Here is a 16,454-nt window from a genome sequence, read left to right on the forward strand (position 1 = left end):
CTCCTTAACTATGTCGTCGTTCTGACTTCGTCGAAAGCGATAGCCATTAGCTCTCGCAGACGATCGATCCGCTTATTGTAGTATAGATACCCGATCAAGCACTCCAGCGCCGTCGCCTGCTGATAATCGGCGGGATCCGCGTTCTTCGGCATCGATCCGGATTTGGCGTTCCGGCCCCGCCGTACGATGTCCGCTTCCTCCTCCGTCAACAGCGGCTGCCATTTCTCCAGCAGCACGCGCTGCGCCTTCGCCGAGACAAACCGCGTCGCCTGGCGGTGCAGATGATGCGGCTTATGCGAAGGCTGCGAGATCAGGAATTGTCTCACCAAAACCTCGAACACCGCATCCCCGATATAAGCCAGCACGATGGGATTCATTAAATTCACCGGCTTGGATGGAGCGTGAAACCACAATCCCGCTTCAAGCCCCAAGCCGGCGCGCCTGTTGTCATCGCCGCCCGTGATCATTTCCGGCGCCACCGGATACCTTGCGGCGTATCCTCCAGCACGATGCCGAGTGCCGACAGCTGGTCGCGGATCTCATCCGCCCGTTTCCAGTCCTTGTTGGCACGGGCCTCCGTCCGCTGAACGATGAGCGCATCGATATCGGCGTCAAGCAACTCCTCTTCCGCTGCCAGCAAGCCAAGCACGCGGTCAAAGGCCTGGAAGGCCTCAAGCAGCAGCTCGAGCGCTTCTGCCGAAACGACCGGACGCTGCAAGTGCAGGTTCGCTTCGCTGACAAGATCGAACAACGCCGTAATGGCATCCGGAGTGTTGAAATCGTCGTTCATCTTCGCATTGAACTGCTCGCGGATTTCGCCGATGCGCGCTTTCAGTGCCGCAAGCTCAGCTTCATCCGGCGCGCTCACCGCCACGGATAGCCGATGCTTCACGTTCGATACTGAATTCGCGATCCGCTCCACGCTGTTCTCCGCTTGCGCAATCGTCTCGTCGCTGAAATTCAGCGGGCTTCTATAATGCGCGGACAGCATGAAATAGCGGATGACGGCCGGCTTGATGCGCGTCAAAATCTCCTGAACGGTAATGCCGTTGCTAAGCGACTTGGACATTTTTTCATTATTGATGTTAATGAAACCGTTATGCATCCAGTAGTTGGCGAGCGGCTTGCCCGTTACCGATTCGGACTGGGCGATTTCGCACTCATGGTGCGGGAACTGCAGGTCGTGGCCGCCGCCGTGAATATCGAGCGTATCGCCCAAGTATTTGCGCGCCATCGCGGAGCATTCGATATGCCAGCCCGGACGTCCCGGTCCCCATGGGCTATCCCATTTGATTTCGCCAGGCTTCGCAGCCTTCCACAATACAAAGTCTTGTCCGCTTTCCTTCCGTTCATCCACGCCGATCCGGATGCCAAGCTGCAGCTCTTCCATGTTCTGATGGGACAGCTTGCCGTAGTCCGCGAACGTGCTCGTGCGGAAATACACATCGCCGCCGCTCTCGTACGCATGGCCGCCGTCAATCAGCGCCCCGATAAAAGCGAGGATCTCATCGATATGGTCCGTAACGCGCGGATTCATCGTAGCCGGGTTTATGCGCAGGCCTTCGATATTTTCCTTAAAGGCGTTAATAAACCGTTCGGCCACTTCCGGCACCGTCGTGCCGAGCTGCTCGGCTTTGCGGATCAGCTTGTCGTCCACGTCGGTAAAATTAACGATATAAGTAACGTCGTAATCGACCGACTCCAGATAACGGCGCACCACATCGAAGAAGATGGCCGGACGGGCGTTCCCGATATGGATGTAGTCGTAAACCGTCGGTCCGCACACGTACATCTTCACTTTACCCGGCTCAAGCGGCTTGAAGAGTTCCTTTTCGCGCGTTAGGGTATTATAAATTCGCAAGCTCATTTTCTCGTTTCTCCTCCAGCGTTCGCTGTTTGCTTCTTTCCCGCTCCAGCTCTACTCTTAAATCGGACACTTCCTTCTGCATCGCCCGCAGCATCTCGATGACGGGGTCGGGCAGCTGCGTATGATCAAGCCGGTCGCCTACGCGCGCCCCGTCGCGTTTGATCACCCTGCCGGGAATGCCGACTACCGTGCTGTTCGGCGGGACTTCCCGCAGCACGACGGAATTGGCGCCGATATTCACATTGTCTCCAACCTTGAAAGACCCTAGAACCTTGGCTCCGGAAGCGATGACGACATTGTTGCCGATCGTCGGATGCCGTTTGCCTTTTTCCTTGCCGGTTCCGCCGAGCGTTACGCCTTGATAAATAACGACATTGTCGCCGATTTCGCAGGTTTCGCCGATAACGACGCCCATGCCGTGGTCGATAAACAGCTTTTGCCCGATTGTCGCGCCCGGGTGGATCTCGATGCCGGTAAAGAATCGGCTCGTCTGCGAAATGACGCGTGCCAATGTAAACAACTTACGCTTAAACAACGCATGCGCAATGCGATGCGACCATATCGCGTGAAGGCCGGAGTACGTGAAGATTACTTCCAGCTTATTGCGTGCGGCAGGGTCGTTCTCCAGTATAGTCTCAATGTCGGATACCAAGCTTCGAAACATCTCCACAACTACCTCCCCATCTGACAAATATAAAAAACCTCCGCAGCCAATAGGCTGCAGAGGCGTGTTTACGCGGTCCCACTCTGCTTCGGAACGATTGCATGCCGGGCATGAACCGTCCGTCTCATTTCGTCCGTAACGTGGACTCTCCGTCACCACCCACCCTGCCGGACATCGGCAGTTCGGAGGCGCGGCTCCCAGGCGCAACGTTTATTCCCAAGAATAAGCGACTCACACCCAACAAGCCAAGTACCGCCCAATCTGCCGCGGACTCCGTTTGAAGGTCGCCCTCTCTGGTCATTCCTGTGGTGAAATAAACAATCCTGTTCCAAGCCTTTTCATTCAAAGTTAAATTAACTCAAGTATAGCCGAGGCGCAACCAACTGGCAAGTAGTCAAATGACCGGCTTATCCTAAGCGCCCCTGCAAGCGCTGCTCCACCTTCGCTTGGCCGAGCAAAGCGATCGTTTGGTTCAGATCCGGGCCGTGGGTTTGTCCCGTCAGCGCCGCGCGGATCGGCATAAACAGCTGCTTGCCTTTGAAGCCAGTCGCTTGCTGCACCGATTTAATCGCCGCTTTGATGCTCTCCACATCGAATGTAGCCATCGCTTTCACTTGCTCCAGGAACGCTTGCAGCACGACCGGTACTTGCTCTTCCGCCAGCACGGTCTTCGCGTCATCCTCATCCGCAGCTTCCGTAAGGAAGAACAACTCCGTCAAAGGCACAATGTCAGCCGCGTAACGCAGCTTATCCTGATAGAGGGCAATAAGGTCGCGCGCCCAATCATGTTCGCCATCGCTAAGCGCCGCAGGCAGCCGTCCCGCTCCCTGCAGATGTGGAATGCATAGCTCCACGATCCGCGGCAGCTCCGATTTTTTCATATATTCGTTGTTCATCCAGCTCAGCTTGTTCGTATCGAATACGGCAGGGCTCTTGCTCAAGCGGCTTGCGTTAAAGACTTGAATCAATTCCTCGCGAGAGAAAATCTCCTGCTCGCCCTCCGGCGACCAGCCCAGCAGCGTAATGAAGTTAAACATAGCCTCCGGCAAATAGCCAAGCTTATCGTATTGCTCGATAAACTGGATAATGGATTCGTCGCGCTTGCTCAGCTTCTTGCGGCTCTCGTTCACGATCAGCGTCATATGCCCGAACACCGGCGGCTCCCAGCCGAACGCTTCATAGATCATCAGCTGGCGCGGGGTGTTGGAAATATGGTCCTCGCCGCGCAGCACGTGGCTGATGGCCATCAGGTGGTCATCCAGGGCAACGGCAAAGTTATAGGTCGGAATGCCATCCTTCTTCACGATGACGAAATCGCCGATGCCATCCGATTCAAAGCTGATTTGGCCTTTAACGAGGTCATTGAAGGTATAAGTCTTATTTTCCGGCACCCGGAAACGGATGCTCGGAATACGGCCTTCGGCTTCGTAAGCCGCACGCTGTTCCTCCGTTAGGCTCCGGTGCTTGCCGGAATACCGCGGCATCTCGCCGCGAGCCGTCTGCTCTTCCCGCTCCTGCTCGAGCTCTTCTTCCGAGCAATAGCATTTGTAAGCTAGGCCTTTGTCCAGCAGCTCCTGCCAATATTCACGGTAAATGTCCAGACGCTCCGTTTGGCGGTAAGGACCGTAGCCTCCGCCGACGTCGATGCTCTCGTCCCAATCGATGCCAAGCCACTTCAAATAGGTGAGCTGGTTCTCTTCCCCGCCAGCTACGTTCCGTTTAACGTCGGTATCCTCGATCCGGATGATAAATTTGCCGCCTAAATTGCGCGCAAACAAGTAATTGAATAAGGCCGTTCTGGCGTTGCCGATGTGGAGATGACCTGTAGGCGACGGCGCATACCGCACCCTGATTTGTTCTGACATTTCGCGTAAGCTCCTTCCGGGCGTTTCTATATGTATTGCAGAATCATAGCACAACTTTTACGAGGCAGACAACCGACTGCGCGGCAATTCCTTCGCCGCGTCCGGTAAAGCCAAGCTGCTCGGTCGTCGTCGCCTTCACGTTCACCTGCGAGCTGTCCTCCGCTTCGAGCGCTCCGGCAATAACGTCGATCATTTGCGGAATGTAAGGCAGCATTTTAGGCCGCTGCGCAATGATCGTCGAATCGATGTTGCCAAGCTTGTATCCGCGCTCCTTCGCCAGCCCCCAAATATGCTGCAGCAGCTTCAGGCTGTCCGCGTCCTTGAACGCCGGATCGGTATCCGGAAAATGCTTCCCGATATCGCCAAGCCCAAGCGCGCCCAGTATCGCATCGCTGATGGCATGCAGCAGCACGTCCGCATCGGAGTGCCCGAGCAGCCCGCGTTCATATGGAATCGTCACGCCGCCGATAATGCACGGACGGCCCTCCACCAACTGATGCACATCAAAGCCATTGCCTACCCGTATCATGATTCCTTGCCCCTCTCCCGTTCCCGGCTTGCCAGCAGAAATTCCGCATAAGGCAAATCCTCGGGTGTCGTCATTTTAATGTTCGTATAATCCCCTTCTGCAACGTACACCGAGACCCCTAGCCGCTCGACGGCCATGGCGTCGTCCGTTCCGAGAAATCCGTCCTTCGCCGCTTGGTCCAGCGCCTGCTGCAGCAAAGAACGACGAAAAGCCTGCGGCGTTTGAATCGCCCACAAGCTTCGCCGATCCGGTGTCGCGGTAATGACCCCGGCTTCATTCACTTGCTTAATAGTATCTTTAACAGGCACAGCCAGCACTGCTGCCTCGGTCTGTAGAGCCCCGTTCATGCAAGCCCGGACGGCTCGCTCCGTAACGAGCGGACGAACGCCGTCATGGACCATGACCCAATCGACCGCTCCGCTCAGTGCGGCAAGTCCGCGATGCACCGAATGCTGCCGCTCGCTGCCGCCGGCTGCAACCTGCTTCACTTTATGGAGACCATACTCCCGCACGAACGCCCGGCATCGGTCTACATCATGCTCACCGACGACCAGCGTCACTTCGGCAATGTCGTCCATCGCCTGAAACCGTTCCAAGGTATGGACAAGAATAGGCTTGTCCCGCAAGAGCAGGTACTGCTTGCTCTCCGCAGTTCCCATCCTCGTTCCGCGGCCCGCCGCCACGACGACGACGCCCCAATTTGCACCTGCTGCTTCCATCCTTCAACCGCCCCGCGTGTATACTTCAAACAGATTTCCGGCTCCGGAAATCATCCGTTTTCTATCATACCGCGTTACAGCGCTTTTTCCAACAATTTCGGCTTCGCAAAAATCATCCGGCCCGCAGACGTTTGCAGCACGCTCGTCACGAGCACCTCCATCGTCGTTCCGATGTAGTCCCTGCCGCCTTCCACCACGATCATCGTGCCGTCATCCAAATAAGCGACGCCTTGACCATGTTCCTTGCCGTCCTTAATTACCTGCACGACGATTTCCTCGCCCGGTAGCACCACCGGCTTCACTGCATTGGCAAGATCGTTAATGTTCAAGACGGATACGCCTTGCAGTTCGCACACTTTGTTCAAGTTGAAATCGTTCGTGACGACTTTGCCATGCAGCACCTTCGCCAGCTTCACGAGCTTGCTGTCCACTTCGCCCTCTTCCGAATCGCCTTCGTAGATCAGCACTTTCACGTCGAGCTCTTTTTGGATTTTGTTCAAAATATCGAGTCCTCTGCGGCCTCTGTTGCGCTTGAGCAAATCCGACGAATCCGCAATATGCTGCAGCTCCTCCAGCACGAATTCCGGGATGACCAGCGTGCCTTCGATAAAGCCGGTCTTGCAAATATCCGCAATACGGCCGTCGATGATGACGCTCGTGTCCAAAATCTTATGCTCCTCGTAGCTGCTCTCCTCTTCCACGCGGATCGCGCCGCCGCGGCGCTCGAACAGCGCTTTGACCTGCTCGGCGACTTCCTCGCGTTTGTTTAACCCAATCCGCATTCCTGCATAACCTAAGAAGAGTGTGAGCGCTAGCGGAATAAAGAGTCCAACTCCCGACAATCCGGATAAAACAGGGTAAACAAGCGCGGACAGCAGAAGCCCGCTAAGCAAGCCGATCCCGCCGGCGATCAGTTCTCCCGTTGGAATAGCGGAAACCCGTTCCGCGCCTTGGCGCATCCATTTCAGGATCGGGCCCGCCAATACGGTTGCGGCCGCTGCGCCGCATAGCGCGCCAATGCCTACGTTCATGTAATAGCTTCCTGAATGCTGCATAAGACCGGTTGTCGATTCTGCCCAGCTTACTCCGCCGTTAAAGGAGCCGTACATTTGTGCGCCCAAAAATCCACCGAAAACAAGACCAATCAGTTGAATCATTCGTTTCATCATATAAATCCACCTCCATTACAATTATGTTCCAATTGTGGGTACGTTAATCGCCTGTCCAAGCGAAAGCATTAGAAATTATTAACTTGCCTTAGAAAACGGTCAAAACGCAGAAATCCATTTTGAAATGGACCGCAGTGAGGCTTATAATAAAAGAAAGCAGTCCATTCCTGAAATGAGGTGGAATCGATGAACGCACCAACACTGGAGCAATTTCAGCAGCAGGTCTCCGAACTGCTGCTAAGGCATCGCAGTTTGCTGGACGTCATGTCCAAGTACGGCCAGTCCGGCGCTTCCGTCAATCGGGCCGTTGCAAAATCGGTAACGGAATGCGGATGCATCGAATTAAACGCCCGGAAGCAGCAGTTCGCGGATGACTTTAATCTCGAGCAAGCCAAAACGAAGCTTCATCATCACATTTCAGGCGAGCTCTGCGAACACTGCAAGGAAGCCATTCAGAACGAGCTTGGCCGCAACCTGTTCTATATGTCCGCCATGGCTAACCTGTTGGATATCAAGCTGGAGGACGTCATTAAGCGCGAAGCGGATAAGTGCAGCACGCTCGGCTTGTTCAACCTCACCTAACTGTCGCCCGATCATAGAAAACAACGCAAAAAAAACCGCCTTGTATGCTCCCACGATGGGAACATACAAGGCGGTTTTCTTATTGTACGCGTTAAGCGCTATGCTCGCTTTGTACCGATGAGTCCTCTTGCAGCTGTTTTTCCAATAAACGTTTCCTCTTCCTGCCCGGAAGCCGGCGATCAACGTTTTTTTTTAAGCCATACAGCGCGTAAAGTACGAGCGGTATAAAGATGATCTTCGATAGGTGGTTCGGAAACAGAATGCCGAGTACGACGGCGATGGCCACGACGATCGGGACTACCCAAATGGCGTTTTTCGGAATGCCGAGCTTCTTGAAGTTCGGATAACGAATGGTGCTGACCATCAGAAACGATAAGATAAGCGTGCTAGCCATAAGTACGGAAACGGCAATATCTTTGTGGAACAGCGCCAAGGTGGCAAGAACGCCGCCTGCGGCTGGAATCGGCAACCCGATGAAATACCCCGGCATGCTGGAGATCACGTTGAATCTCGCGAGACGCAATGCGCCGCAAATCGGGAACAAAGCTGTAATAATCCAAGCCGGAGCCGGATTGAGTTCTTGGAAAGCGACACTATACATAATAAAAGCAGGTGCAACTCCGAAGGAAATTACATCCGACAATGAATCCAATTCTTTGCCAAACTCGCTTTGCGCATTAAGCGCACGGGCGACCCGGCCGTCTACTCCGTCCATCAGCATCGCGATAATGACCATCATGGCCGCGACTTCAGGCTTCGCATTCTCAGGAAAAACGAGAATAATGGCGACAATACCCAGAAATAAATTCGCCACCGTAAAAAGACTCGGTATTGATTTCGTAATCATTTTGCTCCACCTCATCTTTACTATGCCCCAAAACCGCAATTTGCAGTAATGCCGGCAAACTGAGAATCACAAATTCCGCAAGAAGTTTAAGGGGTGCAATACGGGAAATGTCAGTTATATCCAGCGCCCGCGTCCGTCTGCATTCCCTCATTGTATTGGATTTAAATTTGTCTGTCAATGAACATCTGTTCCTGAATCCGTTTCAAGCCTTCCTTAATCGTGCGCGCGCGTACCTCGCCGATGCCGTCCACTGCGTCCAATTCTTCAATCGTCGCCATCAAAATATGCGGCAGATAGCCGAAACGCTCTACCAGGTTGTTCATAATGACCTGCGGGAGCCTTGGAATCCGGCTCAGCAGCCGGTAGCCGCGCGGCGCTACCATATCTTCCGAAGCGGCGCTCGTGCCGCTGTAGCCGAGAAGCTTGATGATTTGCGGCAGCTCCAGCAATTCCTCTGAGCTTAGCCTCCGGATGCTTCCGCGGATATCGCGAATCCGGTCTTCGTTCGGATCCTTCACGTAATCCTTAAGGAGGAACCAAGCTTCCTCCTCCACGCCGCCGACCAGCTCTTCCATTTGCATGCTGATCAAACGGCCTTCCGTGCCCAGTTCGTTGACATAGCGCTTGATTTCCATTTTGACGCGGATGACCATCTCCATCCGCTTAATAACGTGAGCGACCTCTTGCAGCGTCACCATCTCTTCGAATTCCAACGCCGATAAATTGGTGAACGATTGATTCAGTACGACTTTGTATTTTTCAAGCGTTTGAATCGCCTGATTGGCTTTGGTCAGAATGACGCCCATTTCCTTCAGCGCATACCGGAAATTGCCTTGGTACAGCGTGATGACGTTTCGCCGCTGGGAAATGGAGACGACCAGCTTCCCGGTCTGCTTCGCCACGCGTTCCGCTGTACGGTGCCGGATGCCCGTCTCGCTCGAAGAAATCGAGCTGTCGGGAATGAGCTGCGTATTGGCATATAAAATCCGCTTGCGGTCTTCGCTTAGAATGATCGCGCCATCCATTTTGGCCAGCTCGTATAAATAGTTCGGGGAAAAATCGCAGTTGATGGAGAAGCCGCCATCGACAACTTCCATCACTTCCGGACTGTAGCCGACGACGATGAGCGCCCCGGTCTTTGCTCGCAGTACGTTATCAAGGCCTTCCCGGAACGCCATGCCAGGCGCGACCATCTGAAGCAGCTGATTGACGATTTCCGTTTGGTTCGTCTCTTTCACCGATTTCTCCCCCCTTTACCCGAATGCTGCGGACAGCGCTTCTGCTACCGTCTCAACACCGATTATTTCGATTCCTGCCGGCGGGGTCCAGCCCTTCAAGCTTTTCTTCGGCATGATAACCCGCTTAAAGCCTAACTTCTGTGCTTCTTTTACGCGCTGCTCGGCACGGGACACCGCCCGCACTTCGCCTGTCAATCCGATTTCTCCGAAAAACACGTCGAACGGCCGGGTCGGCGCGTCTCTGAAGCTGGATGCAATGCTGACCGCCGCCGCAAGATCGACGGCCGGCTCGTCGAGCCGAATGCCGCCCGCGACGTTGAGGTAGGCATCCTGTGTCTGTAAAAACATGCCCATCCGTTTCTCAAGCACCGCAACGATCAGCGTCATTCGGTTGTGGTCAATCCCTGTCGCCATTCTTCTCGGCGATGGGAAATTCGTTGTTGCGACGAGCGCCTGCATCTCGACGAGCACCGGCCTTGTGCCCTCCATCGCGGCGACGACCGTGGAGCCGGATACGCCAAGCGGCCGCTCCGACAAAAACAGCTCGGATGGATTGTTGACTTCCCGCAGCCCTTCTTCGCCCATTTCGAAGATGCCGATCTCGTTCGTCGAGCCGAAGCGATTCTTAACGGCCCTAAGCAACCGGTACGAATGATGCCGCTCGCCTTCGAAATACAGCACGCAGTCCACCATATGCTCCAGCAGCCGAGGTCCTGCGATAGCGCCTTCTTTGGTCACGTGTCCGACCAGTACCGTGGCGATGCCCTTAATCTTGGCGACGCGCATGAAGTGGGCCGTACATTCCCTCACTTGCGATACGCTGCCCGGCGCCGATTGCACATTCGGATCGTATACCGTCTGAATCGAGTCGATGACCAGAAAATCGGGCTGAACCGTTTCAATCGCGTCATTGATTTGCTCCATGTTCGTCTCGCACAAGACATACAGCGTATCAGTCAGCGCGCCGAGACGATCGGCCCGCAATCGGGTTTGGCGAACGGATTCCTCTCCCGAAATATAGAGTACGGTCAGCTTCTTTGAAGCCAGCGCATGGGAGGTTTGCAGCAACAAGGTCGATTTGCCGATGCCCGGGTCTCCGCCGACCAAAATCAACGAGCCTGGCACGACGCCTCCGCCCAGCACACGGTTGAGTTCTTGATTGGTTGTCTCAATCCGTTTTTCTTGACCACTTTCTATATGTATGATGGGACGCGGCTTTTCTTTCGTCTGAATGAGCGGAGAGCCCATGCCTTGCGTCTTGACCACCGTTTCCTTCTCTTCCACCATTGTGTTCCATTGCCCGCAGCCGGGGCATTTGCCCAGCCATTTGGGCGATTCCGTTCCGCATTCCGTGCATGCGAACTTTACTTTAAGTTTTGCCATATGCGGCTCCTTATGCAAAAGACGTATCATTCAAAGTTTACCATCTAACGCTTGCCGATTAAACCTAAATTTAGATGAAAAAACGTTTAGTTATCGCTCCTCTATAGATTCTAAAGGGGATATAAAAAAACACCCCCTGCTTACCGCAGCAGCGGATAAACAAGGGGTGCGACATGAATTATTTAGTTGCCGGCTCTTCGGGGGCCGGAATGCTGCCTGAATCCTTATGCGTAACGGTCAGCTCTCCATCCTTCTCGTCGATGATGAGCGTATGGCCTTTGGCGATCTTGCCAAGCAGCAAATCCTCGGACAAGCGGTCCTCGATATGCTTCTGGATCGCTCTGCGCAGCGGACGAGCGCCATACTGCGGATCGAAGCCTTCCTTCGCCAGGAATTCCTTCGCCGAATCGGTAAGCGTGAAGTCCACTTCCTGCTCACGCAGACGCTTACGGAGCTCATCGGACATCAGCGTAACGATTTGGGCGATATGCTCCTTCTCGAGCGAGTGGAACACGATCGTTTCGTCGATCCGATTCAGGAACTCCGGACGGAAGCTCTTCTTCAGCTCCGCCAGCACTTTATCTTTCATGATGTTAAAGTCACGGCCCGCATCCGCCGTCGCGGTAAAGCCAAGCGAGGAATTCTTCTTGATTTGATCGGCGCCGACGTTCGACGTCATGATGATCAGCGTGTTGCGAAAATCGACGACTCGGCCTTTAGAATCTGTCAAGCGGCCATCCTCAAGCACTTGCAGCAAGATATTGAACACTTCCGGATGCGCCTTCTCGATTTCATCGAGCAGCACAACGGAATACGGCTTACGGCGAACCTTCTCGGTCAATTGACCGCCTTCTTCATAGCCGACATAGCCTGGAGGCGCGCCAACCAGACGCGAAGTGGAATGCTTCTCCATATATTCCGACATGTCGATCCGGATTACGGCATTTTCGTCGCCGAACATTGCTTCCGCCAGCGCGCGGGCCAATTCCGTCTTACCTACCCCGGTAGGACCGAGGAAGATGAACGAGCCCATCGGACGCTTCGGATCCTTCAGGCCGGCACGGGCTCTGCGGATAGCGCGGGATACCGCTTTAACCGCTTCGCTCTGGCCGATGACGCGATCGTGCAAAATATCCTCCATCTTGAGCAGGCGCTGCGTTTCTTCCTCGGCGAGCTTGGATACCGGAATGCCGGTCCAACTTGCGACGACCTGTGCAATATCCTCCGGCGTCACTTCGGAATCGGTGCGGCCCTGCTTCTCTTTCCACTGGTTCTTCGTTACGTCCAGCTCTTCGCGAATCTTTTGCTCCGTATCGCGAAGCGCCGCCGCTTTCTCAAACTCTTGGCTTTGAACAGCCGAGTCCTTCTCTTTGCGGATATCCTCTAGACGATTCTCCAGCTGCTTGAGATTAGGCGGTACCGTGTACGATTTCAATCTCACCTTGGAACTGGCCTCGTCGATCAGGTCAATCGCTTTATCCGGCAGGAACCGGTCCGTGATATAGCGGTCGGACAATTTAACGGCTTGCTCGATCGCTTCATCCGTAATTTTGACGCGGTGATGCGCCTCATAGCGATCACGCAGTCCGTGAAGGATTTGAATCGCTTCTTCCGGCGTCGGCTGGTCGACCGTAATCGGCTGGAAGCGACGCTCCAGCGCAGCGTCCTTCTCGATATATTTCCGGTATTCGTCCAGCGTCGTCGCGCCAATGCACTGCAGCTCGCCGCGGGCAAGCGAAGGCTTCAGAATGTTAGAGGCGTCGATCGCGCCTTCCGCGCCACCTGCTCCAATCAGCGTATGCAGCTCATCGATGAACAGGACGATGTTTCCGGCTTGGCGAATTTCATCCATGATTTTTTTCAAACGGTCCTCGAACTCGCCGCGGTACTTCGTACCTGCTACGACAGAGCCCATATCGAGCGTCATAACGCGCTTGTCGCGAAGCGTCTCAGGAATTTCGCCTGCGACAATCTTCTGCGCAAGGCCTTCGGCAATCGCCGTTTTACCGACGCCGGGCTCCCCGATCAGAACCGGATTATTCTTCGTTCTGCGGCTGAGCACTTGAATGACGCGCTCGATTTCCTTGCTCCGGCCGATTACCGGATCCAGGTTGCCGTCTTTGGCGTAAGCCGTCAAATCCCGGGCAAGTCCGTCAAGCGTAGGCGTGCTTACATTTGCAGGCGTGCCGTGATTGCTCGATACGGCTTCACTGCTGCCAAGCAGCTGCAGCACTTGCTGGCGCGCTTTGTTCAAGCTGATGCCAAGGTTGTTCAGCACGCGGGCGGCTACGCCTTCTCCTTCGCGGATCAGGCCGAGCAAAATATGCTCCGTGCCTACATACGTATGTCCAAGCTTGCGTGCTTCATCCATCGATAGCTCGATGACCTTCTTGGCACGCGGCGTGTATGCGATATTGGTTGGCTGCTCTTGACCGCGGCCGATCAGCGACTCCACTTCGTCTTGGATTTTCTCAAGACTTAGACCAAGGCCGATCAGCGCTTTCGCTGCGATTCCTTCCCCTTCCCGGTTCAGCCCGAGCAAAATATGCTCCGTGCCGATATTGTTATGACCGAGACGAACCGCTTCCTCCTGCGCGAGAGCGAGCACCTTCTGTGCCCGTTCGGTAAATCTTCCAAACATCATGTTCATACACCCCCATGATCGGTTTTTCGTTGCAACTGCTTGCGTATAAGTTCCGCACGCCGGATGTCCCGCTGTTCAGGCGTCATTTTCTCGCGAAACACCTGCTGCAGGAATCCTGGTTGCGTTAATACCATCATTTCATTCATTACCTGCGGAGTTACGTTCCGAATCAAACCCAAATCGATGCCCAGCCGGACATCCGACAACCGTTGGGAAGCTTCGTTGGTATCCATGATCATCGCGTTCGACAATATGCCGTAGGAACGGAAGACCCGATCCTCCAAGCGAACGCGCGATTCATCCAGCAGCCGCTGGCGCGCCGCACGTTCATGCTCGATAATTTGCCGAACTACGCCATGCAGGTTCTCGATGATTTCCCCTTCGGATTGCCCAAGCGTAATTTGATTCGAAATTTGAAACAGGTTTCCGAGCGCCTCGCTGCCCTCGCCGTAAATCCCCCGTACTGCCAGCCCCACCTGGGTAACGGCCGACAAAATGCGGTTGATTTGCTGCGTAAGCACAAGTCCCGGAAGATGCATCATAACCGATGAGCGAATGCCAGTGCCCACGTTGGTCGGACAGCTTGTCAAATAGCCTCTTCGCTCGTCAAAAGCATAATCGGTTACCCCTTCAAAAATATCGTCAATGCGATTCGCCAGCCCCCAGGCTTCCTTCACTTGAAAGCCGGGATACAGACATTGAATGCGCAAATGATCCTCTTCATTCACCATAATGCTGACGGCTTCATTCTCGCTCAATATCACCGCGCCGCACCGTGACTCATTGGCCAGGTTTGGGCTTATGAGATGCTTCTCGACGAGAACCCTCCGCTCCAGCTCGCTTAACTGGGAGAGCTTGATGGTTTCGAATTGGCCGTGCTCGCTCAGCTTGCCGGATTCAGGTACGGATGTGAGCTGCTCCATCACCTCGTTAGCCTGCTGCGTCGTAGCCAATAGCGGAAACGGATGACCCGATAAATTGCGGGCGATTCGGATACGGCTGCTTATGACAACATCGGTGTCCGGGCCGTTCCCTCTCATCCAGTCGCTCAGCGCTTCTTCAACATAAGAACGCTTCGACATCCTTCAAAATCACCTTCCTAACCGCGCCTAAACATCGGCTATTTTGCGTTCCAGCTCCCGAATCCGGTCCCGGATTTGGGCAGCGTTCTCGAACTCTTCCTGCTCGATCCGCTTGTGCAAATCCCTTCTCAGCTGTTCGACTTCCCGCTTGATTTGGATTTGCACGCCTGTACGCTTCGGAATTTTGCCTACATGTGTGGTATTGCCGTGGACCCGTTTAAAGATCGGATCCAGCTTGTTTTCAAACTGGGTGTAACAATTGCTGCAGCCGAATCGGCCCATCTTACTGAATTGCGTATAGGTCAGTCCGCAGTTATCGCAGCGCAGCTGCTGCTGCGGCTTAGCACCCAGCGTATTCATGCCGCCGGAAGGCTCAAAATCCAGCAAGCCGGATAACAGGCTGTGGATCGAGAAACCGTTCGAGGTGCCCGGAATTCCTTCGCCGCGCTCGCGCGCGCACGATTCGCAAATATGAAACTCCGTCTTCTCGCCATTCACAATTTTCGTAAAATGAAGCGTAGCCGGCTTCTTGTCGCATTCCTGACAAAGCATTCCGCACTATCCCTCCTCATGCAAGGCTGCGCAGCTTACTTCACGAGCAGCGTGATCAACATCGCCCTCAATAGCCTAGCCCGAATTTCATCCCGCAACGGCAGCTTAACCGCGATGGAATCGCGGGCGAGGGCGGCACGAAACAAATTCGCTTCACGCTTGGAGATCAGTTTGCCTTCCTCCAGCTGATACACGATTCCTTCGGCCTTCTCCTGATCGATTTGCTCGCCGATCGTTTGAACGAGATGCTCCTGAAGCGCCGATAATGTAGGAAGCTCCACGCGCTGAATGCGGATATAACCGCCTCCGCCGCGCTTGCTCTCCACAAAATAGCCTTTCTCCAGCGTAAACCGGGTACTAATGACGTAATTGATTTGGGATGGTACGCAGGAGAAGCGATCCGCCAAATCATTGCGCTGAAGTTCAACAGCACCGCCGGGACTTTCCTTTAGCATATGCTTGAGGTACTGCTCGATGAGATCGGAAATGTTGCGCATTTCGCAAACCTCCCTAAGATGCCCCTACAACTCCCCGGGTAGTAACAGCCCGGACTAAAAAGTCTAAATCGTCAAAGTTTTTAGTCAAATTGACTTTGACTTTCTTTGACTTTAATTTTATTATACGCAAATTTGTCAAAAGGTCAAGCGGATTGCCACCTGTGCGTATCCTTATTAGCTTGGGCGGTTCCAGCCTCTTTTTATACGTTGCCTCTCCCCATTATCCACACAAAACAGGTGATTGTTCTGAATAACAATATATGAACGAGTCGCTGAAAAAGATTTATCAACATGTGAATAACGCGATTGTATTGAGGCAAAAGAAAGAGGCTTACGCGGACTTATACATAGCTTCTGCACAGGCTTGAGGATAAAATGTGATTTAACGTGTAACTGTGAGCAACGGAATCCGCTGAAACTCTAACGGTCATAAATGACCGTTACTAGCATGTTATCGCTATTTCCCGGTTGTAACGGACATTTTTGTCCATTACAGCTTGATTTTCTACGGTTTTGGGCTAGTTATCGGTTCTAACGGACATTCATGTCCGTTAGACTTCTTATTTTTCCGGTTTCAAGCTCCTAACAGTCATTTATGACCGTTAGAATTCGATAGGCCAGTTCGAGATGGATCGCTCGTGCTCCCCTCCCACATCGCCACCGATAGTTAAGTTCGTAAACAACAAAAGACCGACCATATCGGATATGGTCGGTCATTCGTGCTTGGCAACGTCCTACTCTCCCAGGACCCTGCGGTCCAAGTACCATCGGCGCTGGAGGGCTTAACGGTCGTGTTCGGGATGGGTACGCGTGGTT

Annotated in this window: 15 protein-coding genes and 1 rRNA gene; 1 reads left to right on the forward strand and 15 read right to left on the reverse strand. The window is 54.0% G+C overall.

From position 1 onward, the window contains the following. Positions 1-8: 8 nt before the first annotated feature. The 7 genes from DL346_RS28470 to DL346_RS28500 form a co-directional block, all read right to left on the reverse strand. A complete protein-coding gene (locus DL346_RS28470; protein WP_112885779.1) occupies positions 9-467 on the reverse strand; it encodes a Mini-ribonuclease 3 in 459 nt (152 codons plus the stop codon). Continuing rightward, the gene (cysS, locus tag DL346_RS28475) at positions 464-1,867 is read right to left on the reverse strand and encodes a cysteine--tRNA ligase (RefSeq protein WP_112885780.1); all 1,404 of its coding nucleotides are present in this window, start codon (positions 1,865-1,867) and stop codon (positions 464-466) included. The genes DL346_RS28470 and cysS overlap by 4 nt, the downstream gene beginning before the upstream one ends. Then, a complete protein-coding gene (gene epsC / locus DL346_RS28480) occupies positions 1,848-2,531 on the reverse strand; it encodes a serine O-acetyltransferase EpsC (RefSeq protein ID WP_112885781.1) in 684 nt (227 codons plus the stop codon). The genes cysS and epsC overlap by 20 nt, the downstream gene beginning before the upstream one ends. Positions 2,532-2,938: 407 nt before the next feature. Further along, positions 2,939-4,396, reverse strand: coding sequence for a glutamate--tRNA ligase (gene gltX / locus DL346_RS28485; protein WP_112885782.1), 1,458 nt, complete (start codon positions 4,394-4,396; stop codon positions 2,939-2,941). A gap of 43 nt (positions 4,397-4,439) precedes the next feature. Beyond that, positions 4,440-4,925, reverse strand: a complete 486-nt coding sequence (gene ispF, locus DL346_RS28490; RefSeq protein ID WP_112885783.1) for a 2-C-methyl-D-erythritol 2,4-cyclodiphosphate synthase — start codon at positions 4,923-4,925, stop codon at positions 4,440-4,442. Next, complete coding sequence (ispD, locus tag DL346_RS28495) at positions 4,922-5,644, reverse strand: 2-C-methyl-D-erythritol 4-phosphate cytidylyltransferase (protein WP_112885784.1); 723 nt, start codon at positions 5,642-5,644, stop codon at positions 4,922-4,924. Before ispD ends, ispF begins: the two co-directional genes overlap by 4 nt. Positions 5,645-5,718: 74 nt before the next feature. Next, positions 5,719-6,813 carry a PIN/TRAM domain-containing protein gene (locus DL346_RS28500; protein WP_112885785.1) on the reverse strand — a complete coding sequence of 365 codons (1,095 nt, stop codon included), beginning with the start codon at positions 6,811-6,813 and terminating at the stop codon, positions 5,719-5,721. A 186-nt stretch (positions 6,814-6,999) separates the two neighbouring features. Between DL346_RS28500 and DL346_RS28505 the strand changes: the two genes are divergently transcribed. After that, on the forward strand, positions 7,000-7,395 hold the full coding sequence (locus tag DL346_RS28505) for a nucleoside triphosphate pyrophosphohydrolase family protein (protein WP_112885786.1): 396 nt from the start codon (positions 7,000-7,002) through the stop codon (positions 7,393-7,395). Positions 7,396-7,486: 91 nt separating this feature from the next. Here DL346_RS28505 and pssA read toward each other — a convergent pair whose 3' ends face one another. The 8 genes from pssA to rrf all read right to left on the reverse strand — a co-directional run. Then, positions 7,487-8,242: a CDP-diacylglycerol--serine O-phosphatidyltransferase gene (pssA, locus tag DL346_RS28510; RefSeq protein WP_112885787.1), complete on the reverse strand. Its 756-nt coding sequence runs from the start codon at positions 8,240-8,242 to the stop codon at positions 7,487-7,489. 161 nt (positions 8,243-8,403) lie between these two features. Then, positions 8,404-9,480 carry a DNA integrity scanning diadenylate cyclase DisA gene (gene disA / locus DL346_RS28515; protein WP_112885788.1) on the reverse strand — a complete coding sequence of 359 codons (1,077 nt, stop codon included), beginning with the start codon at positions 9,478-9,480 and terminating at the stop codon, positions 8,404-8,406. 15 nt (positions 9,481-9,495) lie between these two features. Next, entirely contained in the window at positions 9,496-10,863 is a 1,368-nt protein-coding gene (gene radA, locus DL346_RS28520; RefSeq protein WP_112885789.1) for a DNA repair protein RadA, read from the reverse strand. Between the two features lie 178 nt (positions 10,864-11,041). Next, a complete protein-coding gene (locus DL346_RS28525) occupies positions 11,042-13,507 on the reverse strand; it encodes an ATP-dependent Clp protease ATP-binding subunit (protein ID WP_112885790.1) in 2,466 nt (821 codons plus the stop codon). Positions 13,508-13,509: 2 nt separating this feature from the next. Continuing rightward, positions 13,510-14,589: a protein-arginine kinase McsB gene (locus DL346_RS28530; RefSeq protein WP_112885791.1), complete on the reverse strand. Its 1,080-nt coding sequence runs from the start codon at positions 14,587-14,589 to the stop codon at positions 13,510-13,512. A 27-nt stretch (positions 14,590-14,616) separates the two neighbouring features. Continuing rightward, the gene (locus DL346_RS28535; protein WP_112885792.1) at positions 14,617-15,141 is read right to left on the reverse strand and encodes a protein-arginine kinase activator protein McsA; all 525 of its coding nucleotides are present in this window, start codon (positions 15,139-15,141) and stop codon (positions 14,617-14,619) included. A 35-nt stretch (positions 15,142-15,176) separates the two neighbouring features. Beyond that, positions 15,177-15,638: a CtsR family transcriptional regulator gene (locus DL346_RS28540; protein WP_112885793.1), complete on the reverse strand. Its 462-nt coding sequence runs from the start codon at positions 15,636-15,638 to the stop codon at positions 15,177-15,179. A gap of 721 nt (positions 15,639-16,359) precedes the next feature. After that, positions 16,360-16,454 (reverse strand): 5S ribosomal RNA (rrf, locus tag DL346_RS28545); the annotation flags it as partial.

Source organism: Paenibacillus montanisoli (genome assembly GCF_003268025.1).
Classification (GTDB): domain Bacteria; phylum Bacillota; class Bacilli; order Paenibacillales; family Paenibacillaceae; genus Paenibacillus_Z; species Paenibacillus_Z montanisoli.

What these genes read in the sequence shown, in the direction of transcription:
- cysS (WP_112885780.1), bottom strand. Translation starts at nt 1,867, where the DNA reads ATGAGCTTGCGAATTTATAATACCCTAACGCGCGAAAAGGAACTCTTC.
- gltX (WP_112885782.1), bottom strand. Translation starts at nt 4,396, where the DNA reads ATGTCAGAACAAATCAGGGTGCGGTATGCGCCGTCGCCTACAGGTCAT.
- DL346_RS28470 (WP_112885779.1), bottom strand. Translation starts at nt 467, where the DNA reads ATGATCACGGGCGGCGATGACAACAGGCGCGCCGGCTTGGGGCTTGAA.
- ispD (WP_112885784.1), bottom strand. Translation starts at nt 5,644, where the DNA reads ATGGAAGCAGCAGGTGCAAATTGGGGCGTCGTCGTCGTGGCGGCGGGC.
- epsC (WP_112885781.1), bottom strand. Translation starts at nt 2,531, where the DNA reads ATGTTTCGAAGCTTGGTATCCGACATTGAGACTATACTGGAGAACGAC.
- DL346_RS28530 (WP_112885791.1), bottom strand. Translation starts at nt 14,589, where the DNA reads ATGTCGAAGCGTTCTTATGTTGAAGAAGCGCTGAGCGACTGGATGAGA.
- DL346_RS28500 (WP_112885785.1), bottom strand. Translation starts at nt 6,813, where the DNA reads ATGATGAAACGAATGATTCAACTGATTGGTCTTGTTTTCGGTGGATTT.
- DL346_RS28540 (WP_112885793.1), bottom strand. Translation starts at nt 15,638, where the DNA reads ATGCGCAACATTTCCGATCTCATCGAGCAGTACCTCAAGCATATGCTA.
- ispF (WP_112885783.1), bottom strand. Translation starts at nt 4,925, where the DNA reads ATGATACGGGTAGGCAATGGCTTTGATGTGCATCAGTTGGTGGAGGGC.
- DL346_RS28505 (WP_112885786.1), top strand. Translation starts at nt 7,000, where the DNA reads ATGAACGCACCAACACTGGAGCAATTTCAGCAGCAGGTCTCCGAACTG.
- DL346_RS28525 (WP_112885790.1), bottom strand. Translation starts at nt 13,507, where the DNA reads ATGATGTTTGGAAGATTTACCGAACGGGCACAGAAGGTGCTCGCTCTC.
- pssA (WP_112885787.1), bottom strand. Translation starts at nt 8,242, where the DNA reads ATGATTACGAAATCAATACCGAGTCTTTTTACGGTGGCGAATTTATTT.
- radA (WP_112885789.1), bottom strand. Translation starts at nt 10,863, where the DNA reads ATGGCAAAACTTAAAGTAAAGTTCGCATGCACGGAATGCGGAACGGAA.
- DL346_RS28535 (WP_112885792.1), bottom strand. Translation starts at nt 15,141, where the DNA reads ATGCTTTGTCAGGAATGCGACAAGAAGCCGGCTACGCTTCATTTTACG.